This window comes from Streptomyces sp. NPDC002754 (assembly GCF_053592315.1).
On sequence record NZ_JBSFVM010000003.1, the window covers coordinates 136,771 to 149,837 of the forward strand.

11 protein-coding genes are annotated in these 13,067 nt (G+C 69.9%); 9 read left to right on the forward strand and 2 right to left on the reverse strand.

All coding sequences use genetic code 11. The annotated features are described in order from the left end of the window. Positions 1 to 113 precede the first annotated feature (113 nt). The 8 genes from ACWD2L_RS10410 (at position 114) to ACWD2L_RS10445 (ending at position 9,597) form a co-directional block, all read left to right on the forward strand. A complete protein-coding gene (locus ACWD2L_RS10410) occupies positions 114 to 1,436 on the forward strand; it encodes a GntT/GntP/DsdX family permease (protein ID WP_451188516.1) in 1,323 nt (440 codons plus the stop codon). A gap of 141 nt (positions 1,437 to 1,577) precedes the next feature. Next, positions 1,578 to 2,267 carry a DUF4232 domain-containing protein gene (locus ACWD2L_RS10415; protein ID WP_451188518.1) on the forward strand — a complete coding sequence of 230 codons (690 nt, stop codon included), beginning with the start codon at positions 1,578 to 1,580 and terminating at the stop codon, positions 2,265 to 2,267. A 132-nt stretch (positions 2,268 to 2,399) separates the two neighbouring features. Beyond that, positions 2,400 to 3,068, forward strand: coding sequence for a sodium/glutamate symporter (locus ACWD2L_RS10420; RefSeq protein ID WP_451188520.1), 669 nt, complete (start codon positions 2,400 to 2,402; stop codon positions 3,066 to 3,068). A 148-nt stretch (positions 3,069 to 3,216) separates the two neighbouring features. Further along, entirely contained in the window at positions 3,217 to 4,662 is a 1,446-nt protein-coding gene (locus ACWD2L_RS10425) for an Nramp family divalent metal transporter (RefSeq protein WP_451188523.1), read from the forward strand. Positions 4,663 to 4,714: 52 nt separating this feature from the next. Further along, positions 4,715 to 6,448: an IlvD/Edd family dehydratase gene (locus ACWD2L_RS10430; RefSeq protein WP_451188526.1), complete on the forward strand. Its 1,734-nt coding sequence runs from the start codon at positions 4,715 to 4,717 to the stop codon at positions 6,446 to 6,448. Between the two features lie 25 nt (positions 6,449 to 6,473). Beyond that, entirely contained in the window at positions 6,474 to 7,364 is an 891-nt protein-coding gene (locus tag ACWD2L_RS10435) for an LLM class F420-dependent oxidoreductase (RefSeq protein WP_451188529.1), read from the forward strand. A gap of 104 nt (positions 7,365 to 7,468) precedes the next feature. Beyond that, a complete protein-coding gene (locus ACWD2L_RS10440) occupies positions 7,469 to 8,086 on the forward strand; it encodes a TetR/AcrR family transcriptional regulator (RefSeq protein ID WP_451188531.1) in 618 nt (205 codons plus the stop codon). Positions 8,087 to 8,118: 32 nt separating this feature from the next. Then, positions 8,119 to 9,597 carry an FAD-dependent monooxygenase gene (locus ACWD2L_RS10445; RefSeq protein ID WP_451188533.1) on the forward strand — a complete coding sequence of 493 codons (1,479 nt, stop codon included), beginning with the start codon at positions 8,119 to 8,121 and terminating at the stop codon, positions 9,595 to 9,597. Between the two features lie 18 nt (positions 9,598 to 9,615). Here the strand turns inward: ACWD2L_RS10445 and ACWD2L_RS10450 are convergent, their stop codons facing one another. Continuing rightward, positions 9,616 to 10,554 (reverse strand): fumarylacetoacetate hydrolase family protein, encoded by a 939-nt coding sequence (locus ACWD2L_RS10450; protein WP_451188535.1) that lies wholly within the window; start codon positions 10,552 to 10,554, stop codon positions 9,616 to 9,618. A 61-nt stretch (positions 10,555 to 10,615) separates the two neighbouring features. Beyond that, a complete protein-coding gene (locus ACWD2L_RS10455; RefSeq protein WP_451189378.1) occupies positions 10,616 to 11,635 on the reverse strand; it encodes a LacI family DNA-binding transcriptional regulator in 1,020 nt (339 codons plus the stop codon). Positions 11,636 to 11,920: 285 nt separating this feature from the next. On the opposite strand from ACWD2L_RS10455, the gene ACWD2L_RS10460 reads away from it, so the two are divergent. Then, positions 11,921 to 13,024, forward strand: a complete 1,104-nt coding sequence (locus ACWD2L_RS10460) for a glycoside hydrolase family 172 protein (RefSeq protein ID WP_451188537.1) — start codon at positions 11,921 to 11,923, stop codon at positions 13,022 to 13,024. The last annotated feature ends 43 nt before the right edge of the window (positions 13,025 to 13,067 follow it).

Genomic DNA, 13,067 nt, shown 5'->3' on the forward strand with positions numbered 1-13,067 from the left:
CGCCGCGCCCCGCCACACCCGAAAACGGGCCCTCGCGCCCCGCATTCTCAGCCCCCATGTCTTGATCTGCGTTCTGCCCCCGTACGTGCCGTCACTTCGAAGGGGAAGTGATCATGCCAATGCTCGTCGTGGCGCTCAGTGTTGTGGCGCTGCTGTTCCTGATGACCAAGGTGAAGCTCAACGGCTTCATAGCCCTGCTGCTCGTCGCGGTGGTCGTCGCCATCGTCCAGGGCATCAGCCTGCCCGAGATCTCCGATGTCCTGGAGACCGGCATCGGCGATCAACTCTCCGGGACCTTGCCGGTCATCGGCCTAGGGGCCATGGTCGGCCGCGTCATGGGTGACGCGGGAGCGGCCCAGCGCATCGCCACCAAGCTGACCAAGGCCTTCGGCGACCGCTGGGTGCAGGTGGCGATGGTCGTCACCGCGATGCTCATCGGTGTCACCATGTTCTACGAGGTTGCCTTCGTCATCATCGTCCCGGTGGCGTTCACCCTGGTCCGTGTCACCCGGCAGAACCTGCTGTGGATCGGCCTGCCGATGTCCATCGCGCTCTCCACGATGCACAGCTTCCTGCCGCCGCACCCCGGCCCCACCGCCGTCGCCGAGATGTTCGACGCCTCCGTCGGCAAGACGCTCTTCGTCGGCCTGTTCATCGCCGTCCCGGCCGGCGCCCTGATCGCCCTGGCCTGGCCCCGCCTCCCGTTCGTCCGCCGGATGAACCCCTCGATCCCCAAGGGCCTGGTCACCGAGCGCGTCTTCGAGGACGACGAGATGCCCGCCCTCGGCTGGTCGCTCGCCGTCGCCCTGCTCCCGGTCGTCCTCATCGCCGGCGCGGCGATCGCCGAGATGTCCCTCGACGACCACGCCCCGGGCATGGGCGTCATCAAATTCGTCGGTTCCCCCGAGTTCGCGCTGCTGCTGACGCTGCTGCTCGCCATCTACGTCTTCGGCCCCCGCATCGGCCGCTCGCTGAAGGACATCGCCACGTCCTGCGGCGACGCCGCCAAGTCCATGGCCATGATCATGCTGGTGATCGCGGCGGGCGGCGCGTACAAGAACGTCCTCGTCGAGGGCGGCATCTCGGACTACATCAAGGACACCACCGAGCACTGGTCGATCTCCCCGCTGCTGCTCGCCTGGCTGATCGCCGCGATCCTGCGCATCGCGCTCGGCTCGGCCACGGTCGCGGTGTCGACGGCGGCCGGCATCGTGGCCCCGATGGTGGCCGGCAGCGGTTCGTCCCCGGAGCTGATGGTGCTCGCCGTCTCCTGCGGCTCGATCGCCTTCTCCCACGTCAACGACCCCGGCTTCTGGATGTTCAAGGAGTACTTCAACCTCTCGGTCCTCGACGCGATCAAGGCGCGCACCTCCTATACGACGGTGCTGGCGCTGTTGGGCCTCGGTGGGGTCATGGCGCTCAATGCCGTGATGTGAGGATCCGGCGGTCTTTTGTAACAGCCATGTAGGAGTGCGGGGTCGGCAGGAACGGTTCACCCGTCGGTCGGGGTCTTAGAGACCAGTAACGCTCGCCCCACCGAGCGGACAAGCACCACCGACCACGGAGGAGCCCCGACCATGCGCGCTCAGAAGACCACCCTCGCCGCCCTGGCCCTCGTCGCCGGCCTCTCGCTCACGGCCTGCCAGGGCAATGAGGACTCCGCCGCGGGCACGGACGACTCCGGTTCCTCCGCCTCGTCGTCGTCCTCGGCCTCGAACTCCGACGGCGGTGGCGACGCGCAGGAGGGCGCGGACGACAACGCCACGAACACCGGGGACGGTTCGTCCGCCACCGGTTCGTCCGACGCAGGCTCGTCCGCCACCGGTTCGGCGGACCCTGCCGAGGGCAGTGGCGGCGGGCAGATCAACACCGGGCCCTGCAAGACCGCGAACCTCACGTTCGGCACCGCCCACGGCATGGGCGAGGGCGACCTCATGGTCACCATGAAGAACACCAGCGACGCCTGCTCCCTCAAGGGCTTCCCGGGCGTCGACCTCAAGGCGGACAACGGCCCCGGCGGCATCAGCGCCGACCGCAGCGACCGCACGGCCCCGGCCGTCGTCCTCAAGAACGGCGACGAGACCCGCTTCACGCTGCACACCCCGCGCAACGACACCGGCGGCTCGGGCCTCGACATCGTCAGCATCGTCGTCACCCCGCCGAACGAGACCCACTCCAAGACCCTGCCGGTCTCCCTCAACCTGCCGGTCAGCGACTCCACCGAGTCGAACGTGACCGTGGACCCGGTCGGCTCCGGCAAGCAGTGATCGACCGGGGTCCGCGTACCGGTACAAAGCGGAACTTGGGTTTCCCTTTGCTGTTTCTTTACTGATAGGGAACTCCGGATCACCCCGCACGTCCCGCACTGACCGAGGTGCCTGCCCCACCCCGGAGTCCTCGTGTCCTACTCGCCGTGGCCGCTGCTCAGCGACGCAGGTCTCATCGCCGCGCTGCTGATCGCCGTCGTGTTCGCCCGCCTCGCCCTCACCGACGGCCTCGGCCTGAAGGGCTTCGGCGCGGCGGCCGCGCTCGGCACCGCTTTCGAGGCGAACGGCTGGGAGGGCGCGAGCTCGCTCGGCTTCACCTCGGCCACCGTGGGGATGCTCGTCGGTGTCGTCGGCGGCATCATCCTGTGCAACTGGGGCGCGCGGCGCGGCCACACCAGCAGCGTCGGCCGCTTCGAGACGCTCCCCGAGGAGCCGCGCACCGGCCTCGTGCGCGACAAGGACGAGCGTCACCCCACCGGCAACGCGACCACCTCGCCCGCTTCCATCGAACCCCTCGGCTTCCAGATCGCGGTCATCGCCGCGCTCGCCGCCGCCGCGTACGGCGTCTCCGAGTGGATCACCGGGATGTTCCCCTCGCTGATGCTCCCGGTCTTCGCGCTCGCCCTTGTCCTCGGCCTGCTCCTGCGCGCCGTCGTGGCCCGCACCAAGGCCTGGGCCGTCGGCGGCGCGTGGGCCGCGGTCGGTGTGCTCGCGCTCGTCCTGCCGTGGCTCGCCGGATGGGCGCCGCGCGGCAAGGCGAAGGAGGCCGCCGCGCCGGCCCGGGAGAGCGCGGGGGTCTGACGCCGCCACCATCGAGAACGCCCCGGGCACACACGCCCGGGGCGTTCTTCGTGCGCACCCCTGGACGGGGTTCCCTGAATCATCCGATGATTGCGGGGCATCGCAAAGCGCTCCACTTCCGCCCCAACGGCCCCCGGAGACGCCCCAGATGACCGAGACCGGAAGCTCCCCCTCCCCATCGCCCGCCCCGTTCCCCCTGCGCACCAAGCTCCTCCCGCCACCCGCCGTACGGGAGCTGCCCGCACCGCCCGCGAAGACCTGGCGCATCATCGGCCCCGGCATCGTGGCCGCCGGAGTCGGGGTGTCATCGGGCGAGTTCATCCTCTGGCCCTACATCGCCACGCAGGCCGGCCTCGTCTTCCTCTGGGGCGCCGTGGTGGGCGTGGTCACCCAGTGGTTCCTCAACATGGAGATCGAGCGCTACACCCTCGCCACCGGCGAGACCGCCGTGACCGGCTTCAACCGTTACTGGCGGCACTGGGGCCTGGTCATGGTGGTGTTCACCTACGCGGCCAACCTCTGGCCGGGCTGGGCCACCAGCTCGGCGACGATGCTCAGTTACGTGTTCGGCGGCAAACCCGCCTACATCGGCATCGGTCTCCTTGTCTTCATCGGCCTGATCCTCACCCTCGCGCCCGTCGTCTACAACGCGCTGGAGAAACTGCTCGGCGTCAAGATCCTCGTCATCGGCGGCTTCTTCGTCCTCGCCCTGATCCTCGCGGTCACCGCCACCACGGTGGGCGATCTGCCGACGGCCGTCACCGACGCGACGTTCCCCTCCGAACTCGGCGTCGCCGTCCTCATGGGCGCCCTCGCCTACGCGGGCGCGGGCGGTGGGCAGAACCTCGTGCAGAGCAACTGGATCCGCGACAAGGGCTTCGGCATGGGCCACTACGTGCCGCGCCTGGTCAGTCCGGTCACCGGCAAGGAAGAGGCCGCGGACCCCGTCGTCGGCTACGTCTTCCAGCTCAACGAGACGAACATGGCCCGCTGGCGCCGCTGGTGGCGCTTCGCCAACGTCGAGCAGGCCCTCACCTTCGTACTCGTCACCGTCGTGACCATCGTGATGTCTTCGCTGCTGGCGCACTCGACGCTGTTCGGGACCGGCGGCCTCGAGAACAACGTCGGTTTCATCCAGAAGGAGGGTCAGGTCCTCCAGGAGCGCGTCGGCGACTGGTTCGGCGTGTTCTTCTGGCTGGTCGGCGCGTTCTCCCTGTTCAGCGCGGCCACCGGGATCATCGACTACACCAGCCGGATGGCGGCCGACGTCCTCAAGTCGACCTATCTGCGCGGCAGCCGGACGAGTGAGTCACGGATGTACGCGCGCTTCGTATGGGCGGTCATCGCCGTCGGCGCGATCGTGCTGCTCTCCGGGCTCGACCAGCCGCTCGTCCTGCTCGTCATCTCGGCGTGCGTGTCCGGGCTGATGATGTTCGTGTACTCGATTCTGCTCCTCGTCATGAACCGCACCGCGCTGCCGAACCCCCTGAAGGTGCGGGGCATCCGTGTGGCCGCGCTGGTGTGGGCGGTGGTGCTCTTCGGTGTGCTGTCCGTGCTGACGGTGCGGCAGCAGTTGACGGACCTGTTCGGCTGAACCCAGTCACCCAGTCACCTACTTACGGACCTACGTACAGGAGTGGACATACATGACGGATGGTCACGCAGCCCGCCGCAGCCAGGCCTGGTTCGGTGCCGCCGGACGCGGCGGCATGGTGTACCGGTCGTGGATGCGCAACCAGGGCTTCGGGCCCGAGGTGTTCGACGGGCGGCCGGTGATCGGCATCGCCGTGTCCGCCTCCGAACTCGCCCCCTGCAACGCCCACTTGACGCGCGTCGCCGAGGCGGTGAAGCGCGGGGTGTGGCAGGCCGGTGGCTTCCCGCTCGAATTCCCCACCATGGCCACCGGCGAGACACTGATGCGGCCCACCGCCATGCTGTACCGCAACCTCATGGCCATGGAGGTCGAGGAGCTGATCCGTGCCAACCCCCTGGACGGCGTGGTGCTGCTTTCCGGCTGCGACAAGACGACACCGGCCATGCTCATGGGCGCCGCGAGCGTCGACCTGCCCGCCGTCATGGTGACGGGCGGGCCGATGCTCAACGGCAAGTTCCAGGGCCGCGACGTCGGTTCGGGCACGGCGGTGTGGCAGATGGAGGCCGAGGTCAAGGCCGGGCGGATGACCGAGGAGGAGTGCTTCTTCGCCGAGGGCTGCATGGCCCGCTCCAACGGCCACTGCATGACGATGGGCACGGCCTCCACCATGGCGTGCATGGCGGAGACCCTCGGCATGCAACTGCCGGGCTCCGCGACCTGGCCCGCGGTCGACATGCGCCGTTACGAGACCGGGCAGGCGGCAGGCCGCCGCATCGTGGACATGGTGGACGAGGACCTGCGCCCCTCCCGCATCCTCACCCGCGAGGCCTTCGAGAACGCGATCCGTACGAACGCGGCGATCGGCGGATCCACCAACGCCATCATCCACCTGACGGCGCTCGCGGGCCGGGTCGGCGTCGACCTCGACACCGAGGACTTCGACCAACTCGCTCGCGACGTACCGACCTTGCTCAATCTGATGCCCTCCGGCCAGTACCTCATGGAGGACTTCTGCTACGCGGGCGGGCTCCCCGCCGTCCACCACGAGCTGGTACGTGCAGGGCTGTTGGACGGCGAGCAGCTCACCGTCACGGGGCGCAGCATTGCCGAGAACGTGGCGGACGCGGAGCGCATCGGCGACGAGGTGATCACGGGGGTGCTCGACCCGTTCCAGCCCGCGGGCACGGGGACGGCGGTCCTGCGCGGCAACCTCTGCCCCGACGGCGCGGTCATCAAGCAGTCCGCGGCCTCGCCCCACCTGCTCACGCACTCCGGCGTCGCCCGCGTGTTCGACTCCCCGGAGGCCTATCACGCGGTGTGCGACGACCCGGACCTGGACGTCGACGAGAACACCGTGCTCGTCATCCGCGGCGCGGGCCCGAAGGGCTACCCCGGCATGCCCGAGGTCTCGAACGTTCCGCTGCCCACCAAGCTACTGAAGGCCGGTGTCACCGACATGGTGCGCGTCTGTGACGGCCGGATGAGCGGCACGGGATACGGCACCGTCGTCCTCCACGTGGCACCGGAGGCGGCGGTCGGCGGCCCCCTGGCCCTCGTACGCGACGGGGACACCATCACACTGGACGTCCCGAAGCGTTCGCTGCAACTGGAGGTGGAGGACGCGGAGTTGGAACGCCGTCGCACGGCGTGGCAGGCGCCCGAGCCGCGCCACGCCAGTGGCTACGCGTGGCTGTACACGCAGCATGTCGAGGGCGCCGACCGGGGCGCGGACTTCGACTTCCTGCGGGGCTGTCGCGGCAGCGCCGTGCCGCGCGACTCGCACTGAGGCGGGTGTGGGTAGCCTCGGGGGCATGGCCAACATCAATTTCAGTTCTCGTGTCGGCGTCTGGTGGACCAGTGACCGGTGGCCGATCAACGACGTTGTCGCCCGAGCCCGTGAGATCGAGAACCTCGGCTACGCCTCGCTGTTCTACGGCGAGGCCGGAGGCAAGGAGACCTTCACGCAGGCCGCCGCCCTACTGGGCGGCACCGAACGCCTGGTGGTCGGCACCGGAATCGCCAACATCCACGCCCGCAGCGCCCCGGCGAGCGAAGCCGGCGCCCGTACGCTCGGCGCGCTGCACCCGGGCCGCTTCGTGCTCGGGCTCGGCGTGAGCCACGCGCCGCTGGTGGAGCACAGCTACGCCGGTTCCTACAACAAGCCGCTGGCCACCATGCGGGAGTACCTGAGGACCATGGACGCGGTGCCGGACGCCGTGGAGCCGGGTGGGCAGCGCCCGGCACGGCTGCTCGCCGCCCTGGGCCCGAAGATGATCGAGCTGTCCGGCAATGCGGCCGACGGCGCGCACCCGTACCTGGTGACCCCGGAGCAGACCGCGTCCACCCGCGAGCAGCTGGGCCCTGACAAGTGGGTGGTCAGCGAGCAGGGCGTCGCGCTCACCACGGACCGGGAGACCGGCCTGCGGCGTGCGCACCAGCACCTGGACATGTACTCGCGGCTGCCCAACTACCGCAATTCCTGGCTGCGTCAGGGCTTCGACGAGTCCGACGTGGTCGTCGGAGGCTCGGACAAGCTGGCCGAGGCCATGGTGGCCATGGGCGACGCGGAGGCGGTCGCCGCGCGCGTGAAGGCACACCTGGACGCGGGCGCCGACCAGGTGGTCGTGCAGGTCCTCGGCGACGACCCCTCCGCCGACCCACTGCCCGCGCTGCGGGAGCTCGCCCCGGCTCTCGGCCTGTAGGTCACCCGAGGCACCACGGGTCAGACTCAGCAGTGTGTGCGTGCCACGCATTATTTCGTAGTAAGAAATATTGCGCGGCGCGCACTCTTTGCTACTCTGGTGCCATGAGCGGATTGAGGGAGCGGAAGAAGGAAGCCACACGGGTGGCGCTGAGCTGGGCAGCGATCAGGCTCACGGTCGAGCGCGGGCTCGATGACGTCCGGGTCGAGGACATCGCCGAAGCGGTCGGTGTCTCGCCGCGCACCTTCAACAACTACTTCTCCAGCAAGGCGGAGGCGATCGCCTTCCGTCACCTCCAGCGCTCCCTGCGGTTGGCCGCCGAAGTGCGGTCCGCGCCGGACAGTGAGCCGTTGTGGGAGGTCATCTCCCAAGCGGTGCTCCGGCAGTTGGAGCCGGGATCCGAGGTGCGGGACATGCCGCCGCAGGCGCCGGCCGACTGGGCGGCAGGGCTCCGGGTGATGGTGGCGGAACCGGCCCTGCAGGCCGAGATGCTGCGCGCGGGCAAGATCGCGGAGAGCGAACTCGCCGCGGCGATCGCCTACCGCACGGGCACGTCCGTCGACACCGACCTCTACCCACGCCTGGTGGCCGCGAGTGTGACCGCCGCCAACGGCGCAGCGATCGACCTGTTCCTGCACGGCGATGCGGAGGAGTCGACGTCGATGGAGGCGCTGCTGAAGTCGGCCCTCACGATGCTGGCCGCAGGGCTACCGACCCCTTAAAGCCTTCCCGTTAAAGCCTTAGGAGGCATGTCATGTTCGACGTGATCATCGCGGGTGGCGGCCCCAACGGGCTGATGCTGGCGTGTGAGTTGGCGCTGGCCGGGGTCCGCCCGGTCGTCATCGAGCGGCTCACCGGACCGAAGACGGAACCCCGGGCGAACGGACTGGTGGGCCAGGTGGTGCGGATGCTGGACCGGCGCGGTCTGTACGCCCGGATCAGCGGGTCCGACGAACCCGTCAGGCCCGTGCCCCGCTACATGTTCGGCGCGTTCCCCCTGGAACTCCACCGGCTGGAGAACAACCCGGTCGGCATCCTCCCCGCACCACAAGCGCGGATCGAGGAGGTCCTCGCCGAACGCGCCGCCGAACTCGGGGTCGACCTGCGCATGGGCCAGGAAGTCACCGACGTCCACCAGGACGCCGACTCTGTCCGGGTGACGCTGTCGACCGGGGAGCACCTCACGTCCCGCTACCTGGTGGCGGCCGACGGAGGGCGCAGCACCGTGCGCCGCCTGGCCGGCATCGGCTTCCCCGGAGTCACCAACGACGACTTCGTGTCACGCTCCGCGAACGTGACCGTGCGCGAAGAAGATCTGGGCACGCAAGGCGAGTTGATCGTCCCCGGCTACGGGACGCTGCCGCCCACGATGTACGTCCGCACCGAGCGCGGCACCATCGTCTACGCCAGGCTGCCCGGCCGCCCCGCGAGCATCCACACCACGGAGGTCGAGTCACCGGACGACGACCGGTCCGCGCCGATGACCTTCCAGGAACTGCTCGACAGCGCCGAACGCGTCCTGGGCGCACCCCTGCCCGTCCTCCCGCCGGAGGGCGAAGGGCCGCACCTGCTGCGCCGCCTCGTCGGCGGCAACACACGGCTCGCGGACCGCTACCGCGAAGGGCGGATCCTGCTGCTCGGGGACGCGGCCCACGTGCACTCGGCGATCGGCGGCCCCGGCCTCAACCTGGGCCTTCAGGACGCCGTCAACCTCGGCTGGAAGCTGGCCGCCACGGTGCGCCGGTGGGCGCCCGAGGGTCTCCTCGACACCTATGACGAGGAGCGCCGCCCCGTCGCCGAACGCGTCGTGGACTCGACCCTCGCCCAGTCGGCGCTGCTGCGCCCCGGCCCGGAGGTCACCGCGCTGCGGACCGTCTTCGGTGAGCTGCTGACCACGACCGCGGGCACGGAACGCATAGCCCACCTCATCGCGGGCACCACCGAGGGCTTCGCCCCCGACCTCACCATCCACACCACCACGGGCACGCACCGACTGGCCGAACTGACCGCCACCGCCCGCCCGTTGCTCCTGGACCTCGGCGGCGGCTTCGCCGATGTGGCGAAGCCCTGGCGCGACCGGGTCGACGTCATCACCGGCACGGCGGATGGTACCGAGGCGACGGGACTGCTGCTGCGCCCCGACACCCATATCGCCTGGACCGGCCACGGCCACGGCACGGACGACGCGAGCGGACTGGAGGCGGCGCTGCACCAGTGGTTCGGCGCACCGTAGAGGGAGGGCGCGGGGGTGTCACCTGTCGCCGGGCCGCCGGACGGCGCGGCGAGCGAGCGGGCTGTCCACCGTCTCGACCAGCCAGTCGAGTTCGGCCCGGCCGACGCACACATGGTTGGTCAGCACGCCCACCCCGTCGATCGCCGTCTCCACCAGGTCGCCCGCGTGCAGGGTGAAGTCGATCTCCGGCACGATGCCGGTCCCGGTGGACAGCACCGCGCCGTCGGGGAACGGCTGGCACCGCCACAGGTACGTAGCCAGTTCCTCGGGCGAGCGGTGGAACGCGGCCGTCGAGACCGTTCCCCGGAACGCGGCGACCCAGCCCCTCCAAACAGTCAGCGAGATCTTCAGCGCCTGCGGGGAATCGACCTCCCACACCGGGACGATCCCGGAGGACACCGCCGCGCTCCCGGCGTAGATCTTCGCCTGCGGCAGATAGAGCGGGTTCTCGCCCTCGATGGAGCGCGAGCTGACATCGTCCACGATCACGTAACCGACCGTCTCGGCCGCCTGGTTGAGCACCACGCCGAGCTCCGGCTCCGGCACGTTCAGCTCGGAGTCGTCCCGCACTGCGATCGGTTCACCGTCGGTTACCAGGCGCCACGGCAGCGCCTTCAGGAACAGCTCCGGCCGCTCGGCATCGTAGATCCGCTCGTACACCGACTGCTCGGTACTCTCCTCGACGCGTGCCTCGCGCGAACGCTCATACGTCACGCCGGCCGCCCACAACTCCATCAGCCCATCCATCGGCGGCAGCAGAAGCACGTCACCCTCGTCGACGTCGGGCTGCGGCCGTGCAGCCGTCGTCTCCACCAACTCCCGCAGCCCTTCGACCGGCAGCCGCAACAGGTCGGCGACGCGGGGCGCCCCCTCGAAGCGGCGGATCGCACCGGATGCGTCGGCGATCCCTGTCCTCACGGTCCCGGTGTCATCGGCGAAGCGGACGATGCGCGTCATGCGGGGGTCCTTCCCTTGGGGGTGCGGGTTCGGTGAGTGTGCTTCCCTGATGGGTGCGCGGTCAGTCGGGTGCCGGGCCGCTCGTCGACTCACGGACCTGGAGCGAGGTGCGCAGCACCACCGTCTGTAGCGGTTTCGCGGTCCCCGCGATGCGCTCCTGCAGCAGCTGCGCGGCCGCGAAACCCAGCTCGTACGAAGGGAGTTGGACCGAGCTGAGGGGCGGTGTCACCAGTTCCGGCCAGGGCACGTCGCCGAACGAGAGCAGTCCGGTGCCCGGCGGTTCGAGCCCGGCCTCGCGCAGCGCCGCGAGCGCGCCCACGGTCATGAGGTTGTTGGCCACGAACACGGCGTCCGGCGGCTCGGGCAGGGCGAGCAGCCGCTCCATCGCGGCGCGCCCGCCGTCCACCCGGAAGTCACCGTGCACGACGTACTCGGGAGGCGGATCGGCCGGCTGCCCGGAGTCGCCCAGGTGGTCGCGCAGCACCGCCCGGTACCCGGCGAGGCGTTCGTCGGACGTGGAGGCGCCCTCGGGGCCCGCGATGCAGGCGATACGGCGGTAGCCACGGGCCAGCAGATGCTCGGTGGCCTCCTCGCCGCCGTGCCGGTTGTCCATCATCACGGCGTCGACGGAGGCACCGCGCGGGCGCCGGTCGACCGCGACGACCGGGGTGCCCCGGTCGGCGAGCGCGGACAGGTCGGTGCGGTGGCGGGAGGCGGCGGCGACTATCACCCCGGCCATCTGCTCGGCCGCGGCCACCTCCAGATAGCGGTGCTCCTTGTTCACGTCCTCGTCGGTATTGCACAGCACCACCGACAGGTTGGTCTCCTGCGCCGCGTCCTCGACGCCGCGGGCGAGTGCGGTGAAGAACGGGTTGCCGATGTCCGGGATGATCAGGCCGATCACGGAGGCGCGTTGCATCCGCAGGGAGCGGGCGACCCGGTTGGGTGCGAAGCCGAGCACGGCCGCGGCGGCGCGCACGGTCGCGGCGCGCTCCGCGGTGACCCGGCCGCCGTTGAAGACCCGCGACACGGTGGCGGGGGAGACCCCGGCCTCGCGCGCCACGTCGTAGATCGTCGCCACAGTGCTCTCACTCAACCTCTCGTCCAGGCAGGGGAGTCGGCCCCGCGATCCGTGCTGTGCCGGTGCTGAGTCCGGCGCCGCCGTCATTCTCCGCTCGACCAACTCCCGTTCCCACGTGAACTCTTGACAGCATCTGGCGGGAAACCTACGTTCCCGTGAAACGGATTTCAAGATGTTCGGCCGCGACCCGCAGCGGGTGCGGATTCCTCAGCACGGCATTCCGGACATTGACGGAGAGAACCTCCGCGATATCACGCGAAATCGATTTCAAACGATGGAGCTTCGATGAGCATCGCCCCCGGCCTGAACGGCCTCGCCCGCACCACCAGTGCGGTCACCCGCTCGATCAGCGCGGAGAACTACACGGGCGCCAAGGGCGCGGGCGGCATGGCGACCGAGGGCACCGGTGCGCGGGCGGCGAGCAGGCTCGGCCGCGGCTGGAAGATCTCTCCGAGTATCGACATCGCGGCGGGCGAGACCGTGGAACTGGCCGACATCGAAGGACCCGGCACGATCACCCACATCTGGTGCACCACGGCCCCGCACACCGCCTGGCGCCAGACGCTGCTGCGCTTCTACTGGGAGGGCGAGGGCACCCCGGCCGTCGAGGTCCCGCTCGGCGACTTCTTCTGCAACGGCTGGAACGTCTTCAGCCAGGTCAGCTCCATCCCCGTGGCCGCCAACCCGAACGGCGGGCTCAACGCGTACTGGCCGATGCCGTTCCGCCGGGCGGCCCGGATCACGCTGGAGAACCTGGCCCCCGAGCAGCTCACGCTCTACTACCAGGTCGACTACGAACTGGGCGATGTCGCCGAAGACGCCGCCTACTTCCACGCCCAGTGGCGGCGCAGCAACCCGGTCACGGCGGGCACCGACCACACCCTCGTCGAAGGCGTCGAGGGCAAGGGCCAGTACGTCGGCACGTACCTCGCCTGGGCCGTCAACAGTCCCGGCTGGTGGGGCGAGGGCGAGCTGAAGTTCTTCCTGGACGGCGACGACGAGTGGCCGACCATCTGTGGCACCGGCACCGAGGACTACTTCGGCGGCGCCTGGAACTTCGACGTCCCCGGCCAGGGCTACACCGCGTTCACCACCCCGTACCTCGGCCTCAACCAGATCCTGAAGCCGGACGGGCTCTACGACAGCCAGCAGCGGTTCGGGATGTACCGATGGCACGTCCTCGACCCGATCCGCTTCCAGGACGACCTGAGCGTCACGGTGCAGTGCCTTGGCATCGGCCGCGGCCAGGGCAACGGCCTGCGGCACCGCTACCGGGCCAACCACGACGACATCGCGTCGACGTCCCTCTTCTACCTGGACCGCCCCGCGGGCTCGGGCCTGCCGCCCACCCCGGACCTGCTCGACCTCGAGGTCGACACACACATGTGACCGGACCGCGCGCCCGGCCCCCCTTCACAGGCAGGCACGTACC